The organism is Alteromonas sp. 4NS20-0143 (genome assembly GCF_057542855.1).
In genome coordinates this window covers 243859-267840 of sequence record NZ_BAAJLR010000003.1, presented here as the reverse complement: position 1 = coordinate 267840, position 23982 = coordinate 243859, and the positions used below count along the sequence as shown (strand labels likewise).

18 protein-coding genes are annotated in these 23982 nt (G+C 44.1%); 11 read left to right on the top strand and 7 right to left on the bottom strand.

Going from position 1 to position 23982, the window contains the following annotated elements:
* Positions 1–275: 275 nt before the first annotated feature.
* Positions 276–3455, top strand: coding sequence for a ligand-binding sensor domain-containing diguanylate cyclase (locus AC27HD_RS08425; protein ID WP_487105041.1), 3180 nt, complete (start codon positions 276–278; stop codon positions 3453–3455).
* 24 nt (positions 3456–3479) lie between these two features.
* Here AC27HD_RS08425 and AC27HD_RS08420 read toward each other — a convergent pair whose 3' ends face one another.
* From AC27HD_RS08420 to AC27HD_RS08410, 3 genes are all read right to left on the bottom strand, one after another.
* Positions 3480–4136, bottom strand: a complete 657-nt coding sequence (locus tag AC27HD_RS08420) for a crotonase/enoyl-CoA hydratase family protein (protein WP_487105039.1) — start codon at positions 4134–4136, stop codon at positions 3480–3482.
* Positions 4137–4211: 75 nt separating this feature from the next.
* Positions 4212–4403: a hypothetical protein gene (locus AC27HD_RS08415; RefSeq protein WP_487105037.1), complete on the bottom strand. Its 192-nt coding sequence runs from the start codon at positions 4401–4403 to the stop codon at positions 4212–4214.
* Positions 4404–4470: 67 nt separating this feature from the next.
* A complete protein-coding gene (locus tag AC27HD_RS08410) occupies positions 4471–4863 on the bottom strand; it encodes a hypothetical protein (protein WP_487105035.1) in 393 nt (130 codons plus the stop codon).
* 379 nt (positions 4864–5242) lie between these two features.
* Between AC27HD_RS08410 and AC27HD_RS08405 the strand changes: the two genes are divergently transcribed.
* The 9 genes from AC27HD_RS08405 (at position 5243) to AC27HD_RS08365 (ending at position 14505) form a co-directional block, all read left to right on the top strand.
* The gene (locus AC27HD_RS08405) at positions 5243–6067 is read left to right on the top strand and encodes a TrmH family RNA methyltransferase (protein ID WP_487105033.1); all 825 of its coding nucleotides are present in this window, start codon (positions 5243–5245) and stop codon (positions 6065–6067) included.
* Positions 6068–6178: 111 nt separating this feature from the next.
* Positions 6179–7180, top strand: coding sequence for a ribosome biogenesis GTPase YlqF (gene ylqF / locus AC27HD_RS08400; RefSeq protein ID WP_032097196.1), 1002 nt, complete (start codon positions 6179–6181; stop codon positions 7178–7180).
* Positions 7181–7330: 150 nt separating this feature from the next.
* Positions 7331–9604, top strand: a complete 2274-nt coding sequence (locus AC27HD_RS08395; protein WP_487105031.1) for a galactose oxidase early set domain-containing protein — start codon at positions 7331–7333, stop codon at positions 9602–9604.
* A 9-nt stretch (positions 9605–9613) separates the two neighbouring features.
* Entirely contained in the window at positions 9614–10546 is a 933-nt protein-coding gene (locus AC27HD_RS08390; RefSeq protein WP_487105029.1) for a hypothetical protein, read from the top strand.
* Between the two features lie 142 nt (positions 10547–10688).
* On the top strand, positions 10689–11228 hold the full coding sequence (locus AC27HD_RS08385; RefSeq protein WP_032097194.1) for a DUF2780 domain-containing protein: 540 nt from the start codon (positions 10689–10691) through the stop codon (positions 11226–11228).
* A 206-nt stretch (positions 11229–11434) separates the two neighbouring features.
* On the top strand, positions 11435–11920 hold the full coding sequence (locus tag AC27HD_RS08380; protein WP_487105027.1) for a WbuC family cupin fold metalloprotein: 486 nt from the start codon (positions 11435–11437) through the stop codon (positions 11918–11920).
* 445 nt (positions 11921–12365) lie between these two features.
* Entirely contained in the window at positions 12366–12587 is a 222-nt protein-coding gene (locus AC27HD_RS08375; protein WP_032097192.1) for a helix-turn-helix domain-containing protein, read from the top strand.
* 66 nt (positions 12588–12653) lie between these two features.
* On the top strand, positions 12654–13283 hold the full coding sequence (upp, locus tag AC27HD_RS08370) for a uracil phosphoribosyltransferase (RefSeq protein WP_032097191.1): 630 nt from the start codon (positions 12654–12656) through the stop codon (positions 13281–13283).
* 190 nt (positions 13284–13473) lie between these two features.
* Positions 13474–14505 (top strand): LacI family DNA-binding transcriptional regulator, encoded by a 1032-nt coding sequence (locus tag AC27HD_RS08365; protein WP_487105024.1) that lies wholly within the window; start codon positions 13474–13476, stop codon positions 14503–14505.
* Positions 14506–14677: 172 nt separating this feature from the next.
* Here the strand turns inward: AC27HD_RS08365 and AC27HD_RS08360 are convergent, their stop codons facing one another.
* Both AC27HD_RS08360 and AC27HD_RS08355 read right to left on the bottom strand, forming a co-directional pair.
* Positions 14678–15259: a thymidine kinase gene (locus AC27HD_RS08360; RefSeq protein ID WP_032097189.1), complete on the bottom strand. Its 582-nt coding sequence runs from the start codon at positions 15257–15259 to the stop codon at positions 14678–14680.
* Between the two features lie 5 nt (positions 15260–15264).
* Positions 15265–17280 (bottom strand): putative bifunctional diguanylate cyclase/phosphodiesterase, encoded by a 2016-nt coding sequence (locus AC27HD_RS08355; protein ID WP_487105021.1) that lies wholly within the window; start codon positions 17278–17280, stop codon positions 15265–15267.
* 878 nt (positions 17281–18158) lie between these two features.
* Between AC27HD_RS08355 and AC27HD_RS08350 the strand changes: the two genes are divergently transcribed.
* Positions 18159–20669 carry a TonB-dependent receptor domain-containing protein gene (locus tag AC27HD_RS08350; protein ID WP_032097187.1) on the top strand — a complete coding sequence of 837 codons (2511 nt, stop codon included), beginning with the start codon at positions 18159–18161 and terminating at the stop codon, positions 20667–20669.
* Positions 20670–20758: 89 nt separating this feature from the next.
* Here the strand turns inward: AC27HD_RS08350 and AC27HD_RS08345 are convergent, their stop codons facing one another.
* Together AC27HD_RS08345 and AC27HD_RS08340 are read right to left on the bottom strand one after the other, a co-directional pair.
* The gene (locus tag AC27HD_RS08345; RefSeq protein ID WP_487105020.1) at positions 20759–21469 is read right to left on the bottom strand and encodes a hypothetical protein; all 711 of its coding nucleotides are present in this window, start codon (positions 21467–21469) and stop codon (positions 20759–20761) included.
* A 170-nt stretch (positions 21470–21639) separates the two neighbouring features.
* Entirely contained in the window at positions 21640–23889 is a 2250-nt protein-coding gene (locus AC27HD_RS08340) for an acyl-CoA dehydrogenase (RefSeq protein ID WP_487105018.1), read from the bottom strand.
* Between the last annotated feature and the right edge of the window lie 93 nt (positions 23890–23982).

Genomic DNA, 23982 nt, shown 5'->3' with positions numbered 1-23982 from the left:
TTTGAGATATGAGATATGAGATTTGACACATGAGACTTAAAACGTCGGGCAAGTGGAAAATTAAATAGAGCACTTACTGCGTTTACGATTGACAACCTGAGGCTGGTGAACAATTATTCGTTTATTAGCACACGGTTTATTCAGCACACGTTTTACTCAGCACACGTTTTATTTAGCACATGGTTCATTTAGCAAAGAATATGAGTTAGTAAATTTTGCATAACTCTTTTTTTATTTATTTAGCGTTTACGATAGTTAGCCTACAGTGGGGCCAGATGTTCTCTCGTTTAAATGGGCTTTTACGCTCAATACACCTTCATAGTGTTACCTTTTTATTGCTGATAGTGATTCTGCTTTGCACAAAATCAATCAATGCGTTGGCATCAGAAGATTATCGCAGTGAGCGCTGGCAAGTATCAAATGCACAAGCATTGGAAAAAGGACAGCGCATTGTCACCGATGGTCTCCCCCAAATATCAGTGCATGCTATTGCCCAAGATACCGATGGTTTTTTTTGGTTAGGCACTGAAAATGGATTGGCTCGGTTTGATGGCAGAAAGTTTGAAATTTTAAATACCATCAATGAGCCTTCGCTTCCTTCAAATTGGATTGAGTATCTCTTTGTAGATAATACAGGAAAGGTATGGATAGCGACCGCAAGCGGCGTAGTGAGTTATGCTAAGGGCGCGTTTAAGGCAGTTGGATTTCAGCAATCTCAAGACAGGATAACCTATATTGATCAGTCTTCAGACGGGCAATTATGGTTTTTCGGGACGTCACTGTGGTCACTAGAGAATAATCAGTTAGTTGCTTCGAGTGCTTTAGAGCAAGGTGAGCACCCAGAGCAAAACGAGCTGCTTCCAGAACAGCAAAATCACCCAGAACAGCGGCTACAGCAGCAAGCAAAGCTCAGTGCTGCTAGCGTAGATGGTAATAGCATATGGCTTTTAAACGTCGATAAAACACTCGTTTATTTTGATGCTGCGACAAACGCCACCTGTGAATATCCCCTAACACGTGAGCGAGAATACTCTCAGCTTCAGGCAGCAAATCAGCGTGTTTATATTCTTGAAGACAAACGTCTTCGCACATTTATGCACTCAGCAAACAATTGCTCTCTCACCGAGACTCCCCAAGTTACCTCTTACGAAATACACAAATTAACGTTAAATAACAGCGGTTATCCACTTTTACTTGGAATGGACGGTAAGGCATATGAGGTTAGCCCAGTTAAGGGCATTCTTGAGATGTCTTGGAATCAAGTAGTGACGCCGTCTTTGGTGAAAGACGTGCTCACGCTGCATCAAAGTGATGAGCTTACATTGCTTGGTACAAAGGCTAACGGCCTTGTACTGCTTTGGCCATCGGCTATCACTCGACAAGCGGCGGGTCAGTCATTTGCAAAGGCAAGGGCATGGTCATTCTTTGTTGACGATAGTGTGTACGCTGCTTCAAATATGGGGGTATATAAGCGCATTGATGATGAGCAGTGGCAGGTGGTTATTCCCCAAAGCGCGTTGAATGGAAACGATACATACAGTTTACAGATTGATAACGGGAAAATGTGGGTAGGCACACGCAACGGCTTATACCGTGTAAATACTGAAACATCAGCGGTCATGTCGGTAAGCGGTTTTGAAGGTTATCAAATAAATACCCTATATAAAGACGGGAATACCCTTTGGTTAGGGACAAATAACGGGCTATTTAAACAACAAGACGACAGTTTTATTGAGGTTACTTATTTTGCCTCTCAGTCTGTTCGCAGTATTCATCGCGCAAAAAACGGTTCACTGTGGGTAGGCACAGAGTCAGGGTTACACAGTGCCAATGTTGATAATAGTACCAATGTTGATAGTAATGGCAGCCCTCAATGGCAAAGAGTTAGTATGGCTGGCATAAGCAGTGCCTTTGTATCGAATATTACTGAGTCGCCTAATGGTCACCTCTTTTTTGCTACCTACGGCGATGGCCTGTTTCAGAAAAATAAAAAAGGGAAGTGGACCCAATACACCATTAAAAATGGGCTGCCATTTCAAAATCTGTTCAATATAAGTATTGCTGCAAATCAACTTTGGGTCTCTGGTGCCAGCGGTATATTTTCTGTGGACTTATCGGGTCTTTATAAACAGCAAATACGACGGCATATCGTACTAAGAGACGACGGCACGTTTACGTCAAGAAAAGACATTCGGTGTTGTAATGGCGCGGGAAATAACCGAGGCGTAGTTTTTGACGACCACCTTTATTATCCCACATTAGCAGGCGTGCTGTCGGTTGACACCACCACGCGCCAGCCCATGATTTCACCAGTGGTTATATCCGGTATATATCAAAATGGTGAACGCTTCACCTCCGCCTCTTCCGTTATCGAAATTACTAATGAACGTAACTTAGAAGTGGCGTACACCAAGCCAATATTTGCTGCAGAAGAGGTGCCACAATATCGATATAGGCTTACCAAGGGCGACAGCAGTTGGGTGTATGCAGGACAACGAGAGCTGGCCTATTTTACCAACCTACCGTCGGGGAAATTCGTTTTTGAGGTATCTGCGAAACTAGGCAGTGATGAGTGGTTACCGCCCACCACACTATCAATTAACGTTGCGCCTTACTGGTGGGAAACCTGGTGGGCGCGAGGCATCGCGGTAATTGTCATTCTCTTGATTGGTTGGCTGTTGTTTTCGGTGCGTACGCGAGCACTGATGAAAAGAAACGACATGCTAGAAAAAATGGTTGAAGAGCGCACCCTGGCTTACGAAAGAGTGAACAAAGAGCTAGAGCAAAAAAATGATGCGCTTAGGCAGGTGGCCAATACCGATCCGTTAACGGGACTTAGCAATAGAAGAGCGATAAAAGAGTATCTACCCAAGCTCTTCGACGCTATTAATGCACGGCAAATTGGTTATAGAAACGCTGATGGCAAACATACAGGGAAAGAAGCATCTGAAGATATTTGCGCGTTATTTCTTATAGATTTAGATAATTTTAAACGCATCAATGATGAGTTTGGCCACGACAAAGGCGACAGCGTGCTGACGTACGTTGCCGATGCCATAGAGAGTGTTAGTCGACCGGAGGATTGTCTGTTGCGTTGGGGCGGGGAAGAATTCTTACTCATTGTTCCTACCATCAAAAAGCAAAGCTTTAAAGCGCTTAACGACAGGCTTCATGATGCGCTCACCAACTTGCATTATAAGCTTGGCCTGCCTTTGCCGTTAACTATGTCCATAGGTGCGGTTTGGCTTCCGTGGGAAAACTCGCAAACCGATTTCCATCAGTGGGAGCACTCCATGCTGTTAACCGATTTGGCGTTGTATAGAGTAAAAGAAACCGGTCGCAATGGCACAGCTTTTGTTCACACAACCAAAGGGCTAAGTGATTGGCTTAATTGGTCAAAAGAAGGCATTGAAAAAGCAGAGAAGCAGGCAGTGATAACAATAGAGCGTATTTAGCGTTATCACTGCTTAATGTTCTAGCTAGCCTTTCATCTTAGCAATAGTGTCTTTTCTAAGCTGTATTTTTGATTCGGCAAATGCAGCGCGAGGAAGCATTTTAAGCTTTTCAGCATAACCAAGGGCAGTGCGAAGCACTTGATCTTGAGGTACAGCAGCGTCTAAAAAGCCCGCTTTTACCGCGTCTTTACCTTCAAATATACGTGAAAAAAGTAACGCTTCGGTTTGTGATGTGAGTGCCAACCTTGCTTTGGCGAGCTCCATACCAAAAGCGGGCAGCACCATGCCAATAGCCGTTTCGTTTAGCCCATATTTTGTGCCGCCGTCTTTACCTATACGCAAGTCTGCTGCCATTAGCATGATAGCGCCTAACGCTATACTGTGGCCCTCTGCCGCAACGATCACTGGCAGTGGAAAACCGTACAAGCGAACTATGAGGTCTGCCCCAGCTTGAACAAGCCTATGCTGCTCGGCTTTGTCATCGCCTTTCATTACCGAAAGGTCGAAACCGCCGCAGAACTTTCCCTCTCCACCATGAAATACCACAGCGTTTGCACTCTTTTCTGCTTCATCAAGTGCAGTATTAAATTTCTCTATTAAATCAAAGCCCACCGCATTCACTTTGCCGTCATCAAAGGTGATTACTGCAATGTCGTTCTCAATGTTAAAATCGAAAGCCATAAGTTTTATGCCCTTTACAAATTACGTAAACTGGTATTACCAGAACCTGCATTGAGCATACGTTGCATCGAGTTGCTAATCAAATGCTTCATTTTCATAAATGTCTTGTACCAAAGACGTAACCACTTTCTTCTTGTACCGACGCTGTCTTCGTCGCGCCTTTGCACCATTGGCTCTCCAATGAGCACGTTTGTCGACTACGACGTCTTCCAAGTCTTCTGCGCGATGGATTTTTGATGCATCTTTTGGTGATGTTCGTTGCGGCATAGCTTCCCCTTAGTCAATACCAGTCCGCCTAGATAATTATCTAGGCGGACTGGTATTAATTCAGCGCCTAAAAATCGAACTTAGCTTGCTTGTTTCTCCATGCCTTCGATTTATTATTTAAGGTGGTTAGGCACACTTGGTTATTCGCAATCTTTTCGCAAAGTGCTTTTGCTGCTCGCGCTTGCTCTAAAGACAGGTTTTTATAAGCCGGAGATGGAATAACGTCATACCACGGGGTTTGGCAAATCGTGTCTAGCACCACCCTTTGAAAGCAGTGATCGTTATGTATGGGCCATGTATTGGGCTTGTTTGCCGTCTTAGCCACAGTTGGCAATAGGGTTGTGGTGAATTCCAAATATGAGGCTATCGCCATTGCGCGCTCAGAATTTTCATCTTTTGTGTTAATGGCAGCAGTTACCGACTCCGATGTCGATGCATGGAAGTGTGTTTTAACAGTCATTGCGGGCGTTTACTTTTTACAGAATTATTTAACATTGAAACTATAAGCATTGTAGTTATACGCATTGTAGTTATGAGCGCTGTAGTTATGAGCGCTGTAGTTATAAGCGATGTAGTTATAAGCGCTTTGGTTATAAGTGATAGGGCTATAAGTTTGAAGCATACAAAAAAGAGGCATCTTGTAGGGTTACATTTGTGTAAGGCTTAACGAAAATGAAGAAGGTGAATACCAAAAACGGATTTAGAAGCGAAGTGAGAGATAAATTTAAACGTGCCCTCATTCTCACCTTGAGTTTTTACCCACATAACTTAAACTTGCGCCCACAAGCGGCGCACCTTTTAACACGGTGTGTCTATTATTAACTCTGGAGCATGAGTCAATGAAGCTAAGCGATGTAAAAAAGCTACACCAAAAAAAGTATCGAACTCAGTTCGGTTATTATTTGGTGGAAGGTGAACATCTGATCTTAGAGTTATTGAAGTCGGCGCCTAAAAACACGGTGGCGGTATACGTTACTTCAGAGTATGAAGCTTGGCTTGACAAAGCTAATGCAGAATATGCGCCATTACTTAGCGATGATGTCATCCAGGTTCAAACAGTAACCTCTGTGCAAATGCAGCAAATAAGCGATACAAAATCACCTCAGGGGATTATCGCTAGGGTGCCGCTTCCTTCGGTAACTAATTCAGTAACTAATTCGCTATCTGAAGAAGCGCCGCGGCAGAATGCACCCGCTGACGAGCAGATGCAAAAGTCGGTAAGCAGCGCAGATTCAAAGCGCTGTATTTATCTTTATGAGGTACAAGACCCCGGCAACCTTGGTACAATATTGCGTACGCTAGCATGGTTTGGTCAGTTTAAGTTGTTGCTAAGCCCTAACAGTGTGGACCCATTTAACTCTAAAGTGGTGAGGTCGAGTATGGGGGCAATCTTTCACGCTGATATGGAGCTTAATGTTCCACTGGAAAGCTTAACATCACGATTTTCTCAGTTCGCTTATTTAGACATGCGCGGGGAAGAGGTAAAATCCAAGAGCTTTGGTCACTTCGAATGTTACCTTTTTGGCAATGAAGCTCGTGGTGTACCTACTGAGGATGTAAAGCGTCTAAACGCTACTGCATTTACAATACCGGGCAGTGGTAAAATTGATTCGTTGAACCTTGCGAGTGCGGTGAATATTTGTGCTTACGAGCTATCATGTTAACTAAACGCCAAAGCACAACCGCGATTTTTGATTAAGCTGCTTGCAGCGATTTGTTTGTATTCACTGTTACTTATATTTTTTCAGCCCCCAATAAACACATAGGATTAACGCATGGCTCTTCAGTGGTTTCCCGGTCATATGCACAAAGCGCTCAAAGAAATAAAAGAGTCGCTCAGCCAGGTAGACATACTTATCGAAGTGCTTGATGCACGAATTCCTTTTTCAAGTGAAAACCCTGAAATTGCCAAGATACGCGGCGATAAACCCTGTATTAAAATCTTGAATAAGTATGACTTAGCCGACCCAGAGATAACGGCCCGTTGGCAAGAAAGCTTAGAAAAAGAGCGCGGCGTTAAAACCATTACCACATCGAGCGATAACCCTGGAAACAGTAAGCAACTTATGCAGCTTATCCGCAGCATATGCTCTCATAAAGATGGTCAGGCTAAAGTGATTAAAGCGATGATCACCGGTATACCCAATGTTGGAAAGTCTACGCTTATTAACATTCTTGCCGATCGAATTATCGCAAAAACAGGTAACGAGCCTGCCGTCACGAAAAGTCAGCAGCGCATAAATCTAGGAAGCGGTATTATTTTGTTCGATACTCCAGGGGTGCTGTGGCCGAAACTTGAAAACCCACATTCTATCTATCGTCTAGCCTCCTCTGGTGCAGTAAAAAATACGGCCATGGAATACGATGATGTTGGCTTTTTTGCCGCCGATTACTTAATAAAGGCTTACCCTGACGTTTTAAAAGAGCGGTATAAGCTTGATGAACTGCCAGATACCGAGATTGAGTTTTTAGAAGCAGCAGCAAAAAGTCGCGGTGCCATCATGGCCGGTGGGCGCGTAAACCTTCATAAAATTTGTGAAATACTGTTAAAAGAACTTCAGTCTGGCAAATTAGGTCGCATTACCCTTGAAACGCCTGAAATGCTTGTGGCAGAACAAATAGAAATAGAAGAAGCGGCTAAGAAAAAAGCAGAAGCAAAGGCCAAGCGTAAGCAGAAATTCAAAACGGGCTCTTTAACACCCGACAAAAAAGACCGCAAAGAGAAGCGCGAAGAGAAGCGTGAAGAGCAAAGCCGCCGCATGAAAAAGTCTAAATAGCCAAAGCTGTTTTTAATGCGTTTTTAAAAACTTTTATTTTTTTGCATCCAACCTGAAACGTGAGTCGTTTGGTTTACATGCTGTTAACAATCTGGGCGAGTTTTGCCGTTGTTTGACAGCATGTAAACCTAAAATAACAGGATGCCAAAAATGAAAACACGTCCATCACTCCTACCCGCATTAACACTACTCTCTTTAAGTATTACCTCCCATTTTGCACTAGCAGATCGCAATAAAGGAAAGGTTCCCATTGTCACCCCCGAATGCGCAAGCGAACAAATATGTAAACAAAAAGGGGTATTTACTAATCCATTCGAAGAGCCGCTAGTGACTGGTGAGTTTGCCGATCAAAACAATACCAACATTAAAAACCCTCTTAATAACTATCCCGACAATGGTAAATGCGAAGAGAATGATGAAGGGGTATTAAAATGTAAACCAGCGGCGGGAAGTTTGGCACTTCTTAATGATGGCCGAATTTTATATTTTAATGCCCTTGAGGGTACGGAAAACGTTGAATACAACGCGCTTCTTGAAATTGGCTCAGCAATTGTAAACGATCAAACCCGCGTGCTGACCATGAAAAACGGTAGCGCGAGCTGGATTGCTCCTTCTCCTGTTGATGCAGGTGCCAACCCTGATGGCAACGACTCTGAAACCCTTATTGGCGATATTTCGGGCTTTCTCGGCAATCCTATTGATATCGATTTGGGCACGGACGACGATAGAACCAACAATGATGGCGCGCTCTTTTGTGCCGATTTAGTGGGCTTGCCAAATGGCGAACTGATGGCAGTTGGCGGCACGGATTATTACCATGAGCCTGGAGTGAATACCGAGCTTTTAGGCCAGCCAATTAATTTTGGCTTATCTGAGCTGGAAGGGCTCAAAAATAGTCGAATCTTCAATCCTGATGACAACAGCTGGCGCAAAACCGGCGATATGAATTTTGGACGCTGGTATCCAAGCGCGGTGTCACTGGCAAACGGTAACGTACTTGTAGCCAGCGGTGTTACCAAGCTTGTAAAGCCAGTGTATTTAACTCGCCCTGAAACATCGGGTAGAAACGTAACGGTAACTGAAACCTACGATACCTCATGTGGAGAGTGGACCGACAATGGGGCCTTAGCTGAGCGTTCATTGCCTCTATACCCACGCTTACATCTTTTGCCCAATGGACATGTTTTTTACAACGGTGGCGGGCAAGCATTTAATCCCTTCGGGCAAGGCTACGATCAAGCGCTTTGGAATATTGTAGCGGCCTACGATCCTAAGTCGCAAACCTGGGCCGACTTAGGGTTTGCTGGTCTACCTTTGCATTTAAGCGAAGCGGGCGTGAGTGATTTAACCAGTCTACTTAACATTACCAATACCGAAGCAGATAAATCACTTAGCGGGCTGCTTAGCGGCTTAACTGAAGAGTTTATTGCCAATCCTTTTGACGCGTTAGCACCGATTATTGACGACCCATACAAGCTAGCAGACGTGCAGTCTATATTGGGCGCAGGTTTCAGAGGCTCCACATTTTCTATGATGATGCCACTTAAGCCCGATGAAAATGGCAAGTACAGTAAGGCAGAGTTTTTAACCGCGGGTGGCGTATTAACCGGCGTTGCAGCCACAAGCCCTGGGCTCTATTTAGGCACAAACCTAGCGCGAATCGACTCAGTAACTATAGAGGGAGAAACCATGCTGTATGACTCTCGCTCGACCGGGAGTTTGTCACAAGGACGCTGGTATGGCACCGGCGTGTTGCTGCCTACCGGTGAAGTATTAGTGGTATCGGGTGCAGACAGAGACGAGGTGGTACTTCCTGGTTCTGGCGTGCCAATTTTAGAGGCTGAAATATTCGACCCTGAAACCGAAACGTTTAGAAAGGTTGCAAAACAAAACCGCCCGCGTACTTATCATAACTCAGCAGCGTTATTGCCTGATGGAAGTGTGTTAATTGGCGGTCATGCACCCATTAATACCGCCTATGCTTATAGCGTTACCTTGCCAGGCTTCTCGCCTAATGACGGACGTGACCCTTCTTTTGAAATCTATAAGCCGCCCTACATGTTTGGCGATCGCCCCTCAATTGGGAAAAGAAGTAAGTCTGTACATATAGGCGAGCGGTTCAGAATTGGACTTAAAAACACTGACGCTGCCACCACTTCCATGAACCAACGTATCGAGTCTGTTGTGCTAGTGCGCCGCACGAATATTACACACCTCATAGACGGTGACCAACGAAGCGTGGAATTACCCATTGTGCGTCATAGAAGCGGCAGAATTGTAGTGCAGATGCCAAAAGAACAAGCCGTTGTTCCACCTGGTGATTATATGCTGTTTGTCAACGCACGAGATGATGAAGGTAACTTGGTTCCGTCTGAATCAAAGACCATTAGCGTTACCGGCTCACTATCTAACGTATGTCGATAAGGGGGAATTATGAAACTACGTCTAATAAGTTTATTGCTCATTGTTTTTTCTCAGACTATCTCTGCACACGGCAGCAGCCAGGTGGATGGAGAATGGCAACCAGTGCTAAAAACAAGTAAAAACAGTCATGTGGTAACGCAAATACAAAGCTCACCACTGGGCAACGAAATTCTTATTGCTTACTCAGGCGAGGGGAGGCTAGAGGTTCTCGCAGAGGACAATACCCCGTTTATTCGCATCACTCAGCAGGGAGTGTTTGCAAATTGGGATCATCCTATGTGGTTCAAAGTTCAAACTGCAGGTCCAAGACCTCTGCCCGAGTGGGTGAAAGATGGGAACATAGAGGCAAAATGGACTCAAGTGAGTAAAAATAACTATTATGGCTGGTACGATCAACGGCTTGTTAAAAGTGATGAACACGTTGATGAGTGGCAAATAGGCATAGCAGTAGATGGCGAGCGCCAGATGATTGATGGCTATTTCAAATCGCTGAACCCACCAGAAACGCGCACGCTAGTAACGTTAGATAACAGTGCTGCGCCTATTGCCAACCTCAGCGCAATGATCATACCTGGAGTCGATAGTGCAATTAGAGTGAGTTATACCGGAGACCATCATATGGTGGTTCTCGACAAGCAGGATGAGCCTATGCTTCGATTTAGCCCAAAAGGTGTTGAAGCTAATACCGCTAGCACAGGTTGGAAAGCATTGGGAAGAAAGCCCTATGGTGCAGCGGTTAATGATATGGAAACTAACAATACAGAGGCTTCTGTTACGAAAAATAGCTGGGTTTTACTGTCGTCCCACTCGGCATACACGTGGCCAGACAGCCGCATTCAGTCTGATGAAACGGGCGATAGCTGGGCCATTCCCGTTTTTTGTCACTCGGATAAAGTCGTAAAAAATATAGAAGGTGGTTGGTTAGAAGTGGCTCAACGGTAGCATTAGTAAATGCACTCAATCGTGCAAAAAGAAGCCATGAGGTTACGTATAGAAAGTTAAACGTAAATCATACGTAAAGCTAATAGTGTGTTTACGCGTTTTGTTTTACCCTATCGGCAATATTAATTATCAGGGAAAAATTATGAAACGTGTATACGCGCTTGCTTTAGCATCAATGCTAGTTGTTGCACCACAGGTACAGGCAGAAGGTTGGCTAGATTCAATCAAAGACTTTTTAGGATTGGCCGCTGAAGGCGAAAAAGTGACGGGCCCAACAATTGAAGGAATGATGGCCTCAGTCGAAGATGCAACGGGTATGACTTCTGAGCAGGTGAAGGGGAGTTTAGCGGCGTTATTTAGCTACGCTGAAAAAAATATCTCAGCAGAGCAAATCAACACGCTTAAATCGAACCTGCCTAATTTAGACAGCCTACTTGCGGCGGCACCCGATGTGAGTGAGATGAGCAGTAAAGGCTCCCTTGGTGGTTTACTGGATAAGGCGGCTGGATACAGCGAATCTTTTTCTAATATGAACGAATTGAAAAAGCAATTCGACTCACTAGGTCTCGATACCCAGCAAATTACGAAAATCGTTGAAAGCGTTAAGACTTATCTTGATACGGAAGAAGGGCAAGAGCTCAAGACCGTGCTAATGGATGGGTTATCATCGTTTAAAGCATAATAAGCTAGCGCTCGCAAAGGTAAGCACATTCTAACGCGTGCAAAGCTATGCGTGCTCTAGTATGTTTAAAAAAGAACGAGCGTAATGCTCGTTTTTTTATTTTTGTAAGACAAGTTATAACAATGACAAACTGTAGCATTGAGCAACGAATACAGTAGCTAATTCAATAGCTATCTCTTTTGACCTATCAACGACGAGGGAATGCAATGAATAATGTGCAACTATTTGACCGCGCCGCTTTCGCCACATTGAAAAATGAGGCTGCAAAGAGCCCGCGTAAACGGGCAAACCTGAATGTACATCGGTCTTACGACGATGTTGTGCAGCGCTTATTCATTGCTATGCTTCCCGATTCTTATGTGAGGCCTCACCAGCATATTCAACGCCATAAGTGGGAGTTCTTTATGGTGGTTGAGGGGGCCTTAGACCTATTATTTTTTGATGAGCACGGCATAGTGACCAATCGTGTTTCATTGGAAGCAGGTGGGGAATGTTCAGGGTTAGAGATTCCGCCGCACACCTGGCATGCTACGGTATGTTTCGAGCCTGTGGTATTTATGGAAGTAAAGCAAGGCCCTTTTGATCTCACCGAAGATAAGGGGTTTGCACCTTGGTCACCCGAAGAGGGCAGTGCAGAGGTTCCTGCATTTTTAACTAAGCTAAAAAGCGCTGATATTGGTACAGCATTTTAAGTGCCAGAAAAACCGCAGCTGCCCAAATACGATGTTATCCACTTTCCTTTTAGGAAAGCAGTTGTTATTGCCAGCAGTGATGGTATGTTTAACTATAAGTGTTAATTAAGCCGCTAACACGCTTGGGCGAATAGGAAAATAAGCTGCTGATTACACCCAGACTTATCGAGCCGGCACAAACACGTTGAGTGGCAAAAAAGTACTCGCTAAGTGAGTAGCCAGAAAATAGTTTTTTAAAGCCAAACCCAAACCCAAAGATATAAGAGAATTATCATGCAAAACGTTTCACTATCTTATTTTTATAATTTTATCTACTGACCGCACCTGACGCGTGTTGTTCAGGGGCAAGTATTCGCTTCTGGGCATAGGTAAGAGCGTTTTGCAAAAGCCCAGAAGGTGTGAACCAACTGGGCTTTTTTAATGCCCTCAATTTTTCGGTAAAAAAATGAAAGAACTTACATTAGGCGACATCAGAAAACAGCATCGTGTTAAACAAGAAGTGGTGGCCATGGCGCTATCGGTGACTGCATCGGGGGTCAGTAAACTTGAATCTAAGCGCATTCAAGATGTGTCTTTGCAACGAGCGGCTGCGTATTTAGCTGCCGTTGGCGGAAGTTTAACCATAGAGGTGACTTTACCCGATGGCGGAACACTGGATGTTGCGTAAACCGCGACAGAGCATGCGATAACATTTACTATAGTATGATGTTAATTATCTATTTAGGAACTCGTTATGGCTGTTCATGAAATTACGCACCCCCTTATTGCTCATAAATTGGGGCTAATGCGAAACGCTAATGTTAGCAGTAAAGATTTTCGCGAATTGGCGTCAGAAGTAGGTAACCTATTAACTTACGAGGCAACGCGAACGCTACCTACAGAACGCGCGACTATAGAAAGCTGGTCTGGCGACCAAGTTGAAGTAAAGCAGATCAAAGGCAAAAAAATTACTGTGGTACCAATTTTACGCGCCGGCTTAGGTATGCTAGAAGGGGTATTAGAGCTTATCCCTAATGCCAAAATAAGTGTGGTAGGACTGTATCGAGACGAAGAAACTCTTCAACCGGTTGCGTACTTCGATAAGGTGGTAAAAAATATTGATGAGCGGACGGCACTTATTGTCGACCCCATGCTGGCCACTGGCGGCACCTTGATATCTACCATCGATTTGCTCAAAGAAAAAGGCTGTAAAAACATAATGGGATTATTTCTCGTTGCAGCTCCAGAGGGAATAAAAAGCGTAGTAGATAAGCACCCCGATGTTGACATTTTTACTGCAGCTATCGATGAGCGCCTTGATGAGAATGGTTATATATTGCCAGGCTTAGGCGATGCTGGAGACAAAATATTTGGTACGCGATAGTACTCATCTGACATTTTCTACTTTTGTTTAAGTTTTAGCTCGATGATTTAAGTTTTCGTTAGAAAGTCGTTAAGTTTCTTGGGTTAAACGATTAAGTTAATGTTATTATTGTGCGAAGCCCTGCTCGATAAGGTGATATACCAACGCCATAGCAGTTATCGATTAAGATTCGCACAGTGAGTGACTTACAATGAAAAAGATCAAGTTAACGCTTAAAGATGTCGCACAACAACTTGGCGTATCAACCGCTACTATTTCAAATGCCTTCAATCGTCCCGATCAATTATCAAAAGGGAAACGAGAAGAAATACTCGCGCAGTGCGAACGCATAGGCTATTCAGGGCCGAACAAGGCCGCACAAATCTTGCGCAAGGGTACGTCAAACATTGTTGCACTTGTACTTGCAGACAGCATTGCCTATATGGTGAGTGACCCGGTAGCCAGTACGTTTATAAAAGGCGTATCGACGACATTACAGCAACAGGGCAAGCACCTTCTTCTCTACGCAGGTGATTCAAACAGTATTTTAGATGTAGTGGACTTTGTGGATGGGTTTATCTGCTATGGCGCACCGCGAAATTATAAACTAGCGCAAGAAATTGCAGCCCAGTCTAAGCCAGCCATTACTGTGGACTTTGATATTGATGATGTGCCTTCAATCAACATTGATAACGAAAACGCGGCGTATGAAGTTGCCAAAGCTGCAATCGATGAAAATGACATTGTCGCCATACTTGGTTTGCGTTTAATTGACTCACCTACCACCTGCAGAATTTACGATAGCCCCTTGATTGATGTGAATAGCTCAATCTCACATCGTCGTTTAGACGGTTACGTACGAGCTGCGAAAGAGCAAGGCATTGAGATAAACAACGAATGGATTTGGCACCTTCCCGAGAGTGACAGAAGCTACGCCCGACAAGCAGCGAAAGAAGTGCTTATGAGCTCTCCGCGACCTAATACGGTGCTATGTATGAGTGATATCATTGCATTAGAGTTGCTGCACAGCGCGCTAGCGATGGGCATTGATGTGCCAAACGAACTCAAAATTACAGGTTTTGATGGCATTGAGGAAGCGGATAGAGCTAGGCCGCATTTAACAACGGTTTGTCAGTCTAGCGTAGCTAAGGGCGAGGCCGCCGCTAATGCGTTACTCTCTGGTGAGTCACGCAAGCAAATACTGCCCTTTGATTTAAAACTGGGCGAAACCATTCGTAGCTAAATAACCTGCACCACTGCTTAAACATGATTCAGGTTAAATATAATAAACCGTAGCTAATTTAAGCTCATTGTAATTAGCTCTCGGTTTCTGCACGCTCAAGCAATCTACAGTGCATCGAAAGCCCAGCCTTGGGAAACTTACCAGGCTTCTTAAGAAAAGCTTCTCAAAAAGATTAAGCGTTCCACACCAGTGCTTTGAAGTGCTTACGGCACATAGACTCGTAGGTGTCGTTTCCACCTATTTGAACTTGGTCTCCACCTGTAACAGCGTTGCCTTGTTCATCCAGTCGTACCACAAAATTCGCTTTTCGACCGCAATGACAAACGGTTTTTAGCTCGAACAGTTTATCGGCCCACGCAAGAAGATAATGACTGCCCTCAAAGGTTTCACCCAAGAAATCTGTGCGCAAACCGTAAGCCAGCACTGGCACATCAAGCTCATCAACCACTTCGACCAATTGGCGAACCTGCTCTTTAGTGAGAAATTGTGCTTCATCAATAAAAATACAATCGAGGTGACGTTCTTGTTCATCTTGCTTAATTGAGGCGAACAAATCATCGTCTTTGCTATAGAGTTTTGCATCAGCCTGCAAACCGATTCGAGAAGTGACTTTTCCAATACCGTAACGATCATCAAGGCCTGCAGTATAAATAATTGAGTGCATACCGCGCTCACGGTAGTTATATGCAGATTGGAGAAGAGAAGTGGATTTTCCTGCATTCATCGCAGAATAATAAAAATAAAGTTGTGCCATGGTGATTAATTTTTTTCGTTATACCAGTTTTTCAAATCTTCAAGCTTCATGGGTTTAGCGAAATAGAAACCTTGCAGATAGTCTGTGCCCAGCATTGCTAAGTGTTTAAATTGCTGCTCTGTTTCAATGCCTTCAGCTATGGTCTCACAGCCAAATTCTTTCGCCATTAACAGCGTTGCTCGTATTATGGTATCACTCTCTTCAGATGTATTCTTTACAAAAGATCTGTCTATCTTAATAAAGTTGAAAGGCATGGTTTGCAGTCGAAATAGTGACGAGTACCCCGTACCAAAATCATCGATAGATATCTTCACTCCACGGGTTACCAACCCTTGCAGTCGCTGTGTGACTAGTTCCTCATCGTTGGCAAAAACACTCTCTGTCACCTCTAACGATAAACGCTGTGGCGCCACTTGGGTGGTTTGCAAAGCACTGTCTAAAATTTTAATAAATTCATCGTCTAACAATTGTGCAATAGAAACATTCACAGATAGGCACATGGCGTCGGATGCTGACCAATGGGATAAGTCGATTAACGCACGGTTAAGCACCCATGCGCCTATTTCTGGCATCATTCCTGAGCGCTCCGCAAGGGGAATAAATACATCCGGTGTAATATTTTCTCCATCGCAGGACCAGCGCAACAGCGCTTCCACCGAAGACAGTGCGTTAGTGTTAACATTGATAATTGGTTGATAGTGCACACATAACTCGTCGTTATCTATGGCGTTACGCAACCGTTCGCACAAGCGCTGCTCTCGCTTTACCTCGTCATGCAACGCTTCATTAAATACACCTACAGACCCTCTTTGCCTGCGCTTTTGGTCGTACATGGTGAGATCTGCATGCTGAATTAAATCCATGGCATTGAGACCATGTTCGGGAAACATTGCGATACCAATGGTGGCATCTAGAGTAATCTGATTTTTATTAGCCGTAACCGGAATGGCAATACCACTTCGCATTGCGTGGGCAACCGTTTTCGCGATATCCACAGTCACATAAGGCAAAAGCGCAACAAACTCATCGCCACCCCATCTTGCAAGGTGGTTGGTTTCACAATATTTGCTGAGGCGATGCGCTATTTCAGTTAGTACGATGTCACCTATTTTATGACCTAAGCTATCATTTACTTGCTTAAAACCATCTAAATCGACAAACAAAACGGCAAAGGTGCCGTCCACTGCATTTGTTTTCTCAAGCAGTGGATTCATGTGTTTTAGCAAACCGTTTCTATTGAGAAGGCTTGTCAGTGGGTCGTGATTAGATAAACGAAAAAGATCTTCGGTACGCTTTTGTACCTTTACTTCTAAACTGCCGTTAACGTCATCGAGTCGCTGATTCGTGTTGCGCAAAAGCTGATTCACCCTATCAGTTTGTTGACGTTCTCGCTTCATTTGCTCTACTAGCATCACGTTCTTAGCTTTGAGTTGTACCGTTTTAATAAAAAAATTGTTGTACCTAAACGCACTCGCAAAAAGGCCAGCCCAAAACACGATGCCGAAAACGCCAAGAACAAAGAACTCATCATTATTAAACAGTGCGCATACAGATATAGGGAGTATTAATACAGTCCCGTAAAAAGCCACCAATATCTTACTGGGTGCTAGAAACGTACTTCCTCCAGCTGCCATATTGGCAATGACCACCATGGTAACGGCGAGCTCAATCATTCCCATTGAGTCGTAGAGAAGGGTAGTATAAAGGGCCCAAATAGTGCCTGTTGCAATTAAACCTACAGAAAAGCGCAGTAGCGCTGGTGTTGGTTTAAATTCGGTGCCTCGAAGTCTTTTGCGCCAATAGAAGGAATCTACCCATCGAGCAAAAAGTGTTACGGCCATTGCTAACAACAGCGAAAGTTTAATTTGTGAAACAGATGAGTCGGTGGGCTGGAAAAAGAATATAAGCCCGGAAAACAACAACGCTGTCATAACTAGGCCAACGGCAGAGTTTTCCATGAGCATGTTCACTGTATCCCTGTCTACGCTCTCTTTAGGTATATCATCATCGTAAAGATGCAAAGTAGGCGCCTCTTTTCATTGCTACCGTATAGCTACCATAAAGAATAGCTACAATTCAAATTCTTACTGTATTTTTTGCCGTATTTGGCTGTGTGGAAATTATCTACGCTTGTGACTAGGGCGTGTTGATCTTTGCTGTACAAGTTTTGGGCTAAATGGAAGCATTTTAATCGCGAAACAGTCCTGTGGGCCTAGTGGGCTAAGTCAAAGGGCTGTGCCAAAGAGTAAAATGCTTCCATAACGCCCCCTTCGGGCAGCGCCTGTGAGCTATTTACTCTGCGTTGAATGGTTTCGATTTAGCCTGCTAGACCTTCAACCATTCGCCTTGTTTAAATAGCTCACAGACCGCTGCAAAAATGTACAGCAAAGATCAACACGCCCTTAATATAACCCATTCTCACGGGTTTTCCGCTTCCTCTCTACAATTACTTGTTTATAACAATTAGAAGACCGAATTCAGATAACACGTTCATCACTTGTTAACACTTTCAACAAATGATTTTTAAAATTTATTTATAGAAACTGAACCGCAGAGTCAATTTGTAGCCTTTTAGACGCGATGTACTATGCTTTAACCTGTTGTAAGAGTAAAGCGCGTGGCGAAAGCCCGCATTAAACAAGGCTTTTGCATTCTTTCTTAAACGTTTAAATTTTTCGTTTGTACTGAACGTTTGTCTGTTAAGTCACCCTGAATACTGTAAATTAATTGTTTATTAGACTAATTGTTATGCTTATTTTTGAAAATTTTCTTCACAGAATCTTTACAAGATGAAAATCTTGGTATACATTCTTAATCGATTAAGCAGCGGGTGCAATCGCTGTGTCATATTAAGTAAGCATTTTGGATATCAAGGCTCTAACACACCGCCGGAGATGACATGAAAAACACACACACACTAAACGCATTGACACTCGCTGTTTGCGCAGCACTTTCTGGAACTGCCTTCGCACAAGAAGCAGCACCGTCAGACGCTGAAGCAAAGAACAAAGAAAAGTATGAACAAATCGTAGTTACTGCCGCGCCTGGTGGCGCAACTATGCAGGAAGCGAGTGTTTCAGTAAGTTCATTTGATGAGAACGACATTATCAAGCTTGCGCCTCGTTCAACGGCCGAAGTGTTCCGTGCACTTCCTGGTATCCGTGCTGAATCTTCTGGCGGTGGCGGTAACGCAAACATCACTATCCGTGGTATTCCTTTAGCAACGGGTGGTTCAAAGTTCTTACAGCTTCACGAAGATGGTCTTCCGGTACTAGAGTACGGCGATATAAACTTCGGTAACGCTGATAACTTTATCCGTTACGATTGGTCTGTTGCTAACGTAGAAGCGATTCGTGGTGGTTCTGCATCAACATTCGCAAGTAACTCGCCAGGTGGTGTTATCAACATGATCAGTAATACTGGTGAAGTTGGCGGCGGCGCTATTGGTACTTCATTTGGTGTTGATTACGATGAGTTTCGTTTAGATTTCCGCTACGGTGGCGAAATCAGTGACGACATGTATTACCACATTGCTGGTTTTGCCCGTGGCGGTGAAGGCCCGCGCGATACCGGTTATAACGGCGACCAAGGTGGTCAAATCAAGTTCAACATCACCAAGATGTTAGATAACGGTCACATCCGTTTCTACTACAAAAATCTTGATGATAAAGTGTCTACTTACTTACCTTCGCCAGTACTTGTAAAGGGTGACGGCGAGTACGGTCCAGTGCCAAACTATGACGCAAGCTCACAAGCGTTGAACTCTGCGTTCAATACGAACATTTCTACATTCGATAGCTTTGGCAACCCAGAAAACCGTGATGTACGAGATGGCATCGAGTCTAAGGTTAGCTCGTTTGGTATTGAAGTTGACTTAGAAGTTGCTGAGAACCTGTTCCTTCTTAACAAATTCCGTACGTCGGATATCTCTGGTGGATTTATTGCACCATTCGTAGATGGTTTCCCTACAGGCCCTGGCGATGTATCTAACTTCGCTTCAGCATTATGTGCAGGCGCAACTGACGGTGACGGAAATGCGCTTAACTGTGACACTACCACAGTCACATTGGCAAATGGTCCAGGTGCGGGTAACGCATACTCTGGTCAAGCATTTACTAACTTACAGTTTGATACTCGAATCAACGATCTTGGCAATATGATCAACGATTTCAGCCTTCGTAAAGAGTTCGATAATGGCATAGACCTAACGGTAGGTTACTACTACTCAAATCAAGAGATTGCTACTAGCTGGTCTAGCTGGCAGACGTTTATCCAGACACTGGATGGCTCTAACTCTCAAATGCTAAATATCACTAATGGTGATGGCGTTGAGCTAGTATCTGATGGTTTATTGTCTCCAAGCTTCCTTTCTTGGGAATGGGACCTAAACTACCAAACTACGGCACCTTACATGAACGTTGGCTTCGAACTGTCTGACAACATTCTTATTGATGCGTCAGTTCGTTATGACACAGTTGAAGCATCTGGTGAGTTAATCAACTCATGTTGTGGTGGTAACACTGACTTTGATATCAACGGCAACGGCGTTATTGAGCAAATCGAAGATGCATCAGCCGTTAACGCTGGGTTCATCAGCGGTGGTGTTATTAACCTTAATCGCGCAGGTGCAGCCTCGCAAATCGTAGATTACGACGCAACTAACACCTCTTACTCAGTGGGTGGTTCGTACCTACTTAGCGATAGTCAGACATTCTTTGCTCGTTACTCAAAAGGTGGCCGTGCGATAGCTGACCGTTTACTACAAATTGGCGGTACACTTAACCAAGACGGCAGCCTAACTAGCACTACATCTGGTTTCGATACAACTAAGCAACTTGAAGTGGGTTATAAGTACGGTACATCAGACCTAATGCTTAACGCTACGTTGTTCGACACAGTAACAGAAGATACGCAAGCAGAAGTTACAAGCGGTCTTACGTTCATGCGTGAATATGAAGCCATGGGTCTTGAATTTGAAGGTCGCTGGAATGCAACTGAAAACTTCGTTATGTCAGGTAACGTAACGTGGACAGACGCTGAAATTAGCGATGATGTAAATAACGCTGCAATTGTAGGCAATACGCCACGTCGTCAAGCAGACTGGATTTGGACAATTACGCCTGAGTACGTCACTGACACCTGGTCTGTTGGTGCATCACTTCAGGGTTCAACTGAATACTATGTGCAAGACAACAACGACCTTAAGCAAGAAGGTTACACACTGGTTAACTTGTTTGCTACTTATTGGGTGAATGACCAGTTCTCAGTAGCGCTTAACGTTAACAACGCAACCGATGAATTTATCATCACAGAGTCTGAAGAAGGTTCTGCTGCGGTAGGTAGCTACGTACGTGCACGCCCTCTAAACGGTCGTACAACCGTATTATCTCTTAAGTACATGTTCGACTAACATCAAGTTTGTTTAGCTAAAGAAATGCCCGCTATATGCGGGCATTTTTGTTTGTGTCTGCGGCTTAATTATTCTGAGGTTTAGTTCACCTACATTTCGTTAGGTTGCCTTGTTTGGTGTATTTTAAGCTGTATCGCTATTGCTTCAGACAGCTTATCTTTAAGGTGTAAATGCTTTTTATTGATAACGTGCACTAACTTGTGCTCTACAAGGGGAATATGGGTAAAACCGTATTCATCAAAAATGTTTAATTCAGAAAAGTCGCTAGGGGCAATAGCGTAGTCAAAACGTCCAGTCTTTATTAATTCGACAACGTGATAGAAGTCGTCAAACTCATAAAAATTGGCTTCAAATTTGCTCCGTTGCTGCTCAACGTTCTTAAAAAAACGAGTAGTGACTGCGATACCAGCAGTAGGGTCGTTGATGATATCGACATGACACTCAACGCTTTTAACGCACAGTAAAAACGATGCCCCTCTTGATAACTGCGGTTCAATGGCAATCACGTTGGGGTTATCTTTCGTTACTACGTCGTATCGGATAACGTCTGCATCGGTCATACCTTCATTTAAGAGCTTTAATCCTCTTTTGCCTCCCACTTTTTCAAAAGTGACGGCAATACCTATTTGTTCATAAGCGCGTTTTATTACCGGTTTATAGAAGTCGTTCACACGGGGATGGTTTATGTAACCAATAATAAAATGACCGTCGTCATGGTCGGCATAAGCTGTTGATGCAGTTAGGTTGATGGACAGAGCCAAAGCGAAAGCCACAAAGCCTGTGGAAGTGACTGTGGGCATATCCTTTCCTCACGATTGCAGATCCAATACGTCTAAGGATAGAAAACAACGCAGTAAATAGCCAACTGTGTGAACCGCCATTTATATAAACAGTTAATTATCAAAATATAAAGCCAAAAAAAAGCCCCAGCGGATGCTGGGGCTTTCAAATTATTTGTAGAAGTCAGCGCTTAGGCAGCGTTCTTTCCACCGTCTACCGCAGTTAATGTCTGCGATGCTGGAAGTAACTCCAAGTCGAACGTGTACTCATCAACACGTACCGCTAGCTTGCGCTTCTCATTGTAGTCATGCAGTTTTGCTGCTTCTTCAGCGTTAACAACGCCTTTCTCTTGAAGCTTATTAAGCGCATGCTCAAACGAGATAAACGGAACCACTGGCTCTTTGCGAAGCGCTTTTTGCACTTTGCTAAGCAAGTGAGCAACGGCGTGTTTCGCTTTAAACGCTTGCTCGTTAATGTCGTTACCGTCACCTGGAATAACACGTACTAGGTGAGTTAACTGATCTTTCACGCTGTTGTCTTGCATAGAAGCAAGTGACAATTCACGTACTAGGTCGTCGCTAATACCCTTAACGCTGTTTGTGTAAGTGTTAGTTAACAAACGCATTAGGCCGCGAGTCGCTGTGTTCGGGAAATTGTTGATAAAGTTAACAATCGCCTGATCAGCCTGCTGTAGAGACCACTGCATCGCGTACTCAAAGTACGGTAGTGCTAGCTTTCTATCTTCAATACGTTGCTCGTAGAAGCGAATTGCCGCCATTGCTCCGTATAAGTAGCTCATTACGTCGCCTAAGCGAGCAGACAATAGCTCTGCTTTCTTAAGGTCGCCGCCAAGTACAGCAAGTGACAAATCAGCAAGTGGCGCTAGTTTCGCAGCAATGCTGTTTACGCGCTTTTCATACTGACGTACTTCTGGCAACGCTGACTCAGATTCGCGTAAGAAAGGTAAGTAACCTTTACCTAAACTGCGGAACGCATTTTTAACGCTAAATCCGATAGTTTTGCGAAGTACTTTATTAAATTCTGCATCAGCAGAACTTTCGTTGCTGTGAATTAGGTCAACCATATCTTTAAGGTGTGGGTGACAACGCATTGCACCTTGACCGAAAATCATTAGGTTACGTGTAAGGATGTTTGCACCCTCAACTGTAATGGCAATAGGTAGCGCTGAATAGCCGCCTGCCAACGTGTTTTGAGGACCACGTTGAATGGCCTTACCTGCCTGCACGTCCATTGCTGAGTTTAATACATCACGACCTAGCTCGGTCATGTGGTATTTAGCAATAGCAGTCACTACAGAAGGTTTAACACCTAGGCCTAGACCTTCAGTGGTAAGCACACGCATAGACTCTAGCAGGAATGTTTTACCTGCGATGTCTGCCATCTTCTCTTGAATACCTTCAAAACGACCGATAGGTAAACCAAACTGTTCACGTACAAAAGAATACTCTACGGTGCCTTTAAACGCTGATTGAGCAGTTGCAACGCCCATCGCTGGTAGTGAAATACCGCGACCTGCACCTAAACAGCTCACCAACATCTGCCAACCGCGACCGATGTTCTTTTGACCACCAATAACGAAATCCATTGGGATGAACACATCTTGACCACGAGTTGTACCGTTATAAAAACGAACGCCCATAGGGTCGTGACGGTTTCCAAGTTCTACACCAGGGTGTGACTTTGGAAGTAGGGCACAGGTAATTCCGTGCTCAAACTTATCGCCAAGTAGTTGGTCTGGATCGAATACTTTAAATGCAAGGCCAAGAACTGTTGCGATTGGTGCAAGTGTAATATAACGCTTGTCCCAACTTAAGCGAAGACCAAGAACTTCTTCACCGTTGTATTCGCCTTTTGTCACAATTGCCGCGTCTGGTATCGCACCCGCGTCTGAACCTGCTTCTGGGCTGGTAAGGGCGAAACATGGAATGTCACGACCGTCAGACAATCTAGGCAACCAGTAGTCTTGTTGTGCTGTAGTACCGTAGTGCATCAGCAACTCACCCGGGCCTAACGAGTTAGGTACCATTACTGTCACCGCAATCGCGCCGCTTTTTGCAGCAATGGTGGCAACAATCGTAGAGTTGGCGTATGGACTAAACTCCAAACCGCCAAACTTCTTAGGGATAATCATTGAGAAGAAACGGTTTTTACCCAAGAAATCGATAATTTCTTGTGGGATATGCTTTTCATTTCCAAGCTCGAAGTCGTCAATCATGCCCAATAGTTCTGCTACTGGACCATCTAAAAATGTTTGCTCATCCGCACTCAGTTTTGCCTGAGGGATATCGCGAAGTGCCTGCATATCAGGTTTACCCTGATAAATTGAAGATTCAATCCACACGTCACCCGCATCTAGGGCTTCTTGTTCTGTGATTGAAATTGGGGGTAGCACTTTCTTTAAGCTAGTTCTAATACTCATATTTACTCATCCGCTCATCTGACCAGTTGTTGGTATAGATACTACAACAAATTTACAAAAGATCAAAAAAAATCGTCGATGAAGAAGTTAAAA

Bases quoted from the DNA above. Each gene is read 5' to 3' on its own strand.
- AC27HD_RS08425 (WP_487105041.1), top strand. From the start codon at position 276: ATGTTCTCTCGTTTAAATGGGCTTTTACGCTCAATACACCTTCATAGT.
- AC27HD_RS08420 (WP_487105039.1), bottom strand. From the start codon at position 4,136: ATGGCTTTCGATTTTAACATTGAGAACGACATTGCAGTAATCACCTTT.
- AC27HD_RS08415 (WP_487105037.1), bottom strand. From the start codon at position 4,403: ATGCCGCAACGAACATCACCAAAAGATGCATCAAAAATCCATCGCGCA.
- AC27HD_RS08410 (WP_487105035.1), bottom strand. From the start codon at position 4,863: ATGACTGTTAAAACACACTTCCATGCATCGACATCGGAGTCGGTAACT.
- AC27HD_RS08405 (WP_487105033.1), top strand. From the start codon at position 5,243: ATGAAGCTAAGCGATGTAAAAAAGCTACACCAAAAAAAGTATCGAACT.
- ylqF (WP_032097196.1), top strand. From the start codon at position 6,179: ATGGCTCTTCAGTGGTTTCCCGGTCATATGCACAAAGCGCTCAAAGAA.
- AC27HD_RS08395 (WP_487105031.1), top strand. From the start codon at position 7,331: ATGAAAACACGTCCATCACTCCTACCCGCATTAACACTACTCTCTTTA.
- AC27HD_RS08390 (WP_487105029.1), top strand. From the start codon at position 9,614: ATGAAACTACGTCTAATAAGTTTATTGCTCATTGTTTTTTCTCAGACT.
- AC27HD_RS08385 (WP_032097194.1), top strand. From the start codon at position 10,689: ATGAAACGTGTATACGCGCTTGCTTTAGCATCAATGCTAGTTGTTGCA.
- AC27HD_RS08380 (WP_487105027.1), top strand. From the start codon at position 11,435: ATGAATAATGTGCAACTATTTGACCGCGCCGCTTTCGCCACATTGAAA.
- AC27HD_RS08375 (WP_032097192.1), top strand. From the start codon at position 12,366: ATGAAAGAACTTACATTAGGCGACATCAGAAAACAGCATCGTGTTAAA.
- upp (WP_032097191.1), top strand. From the start codon at position 12,654: ATGGCTGTTCATGAAATTACGCACCCCCTTATTGCTCATAAATTGGGG.
- AC27HD_RS08365 (WP_487105024.1), top strand. From the start codon at position 13,474: ATGAAAAAGATCAAGTTAACGCTTAAAGATGTCGCACAACAACTTGGC.
- AC27HD_RS08360 (WP_032097189.1), bottom strand. From the start codon at position 15,259: ATGGCACAACTTTATTTTTATTATTCTGCGATGAATGCAGGAAAATCC.
- AC27HD_RS08350 (WP_032097187.1), top strand. From the start codon at position 18,159: ATGAAAAACACACACACACTAAACGCATTGACACTCGCTGTTTGCGCA.
- AC27HD_RS08345 (WP_487105020.1), bottom strand. From the start codon at position 21,469: ATGCCCACAGTCACTTCCACAGGCTTTGTGGCTTTCGCTTTGGCTCTG.
- AC27HD_RS08340 (WP_487105018.1), bottom strand. From the start codon at position 23,889: ATGAGTATTAGAACTAGCTTAAAGAAAGTGCTACCCCCAATTTCAATC.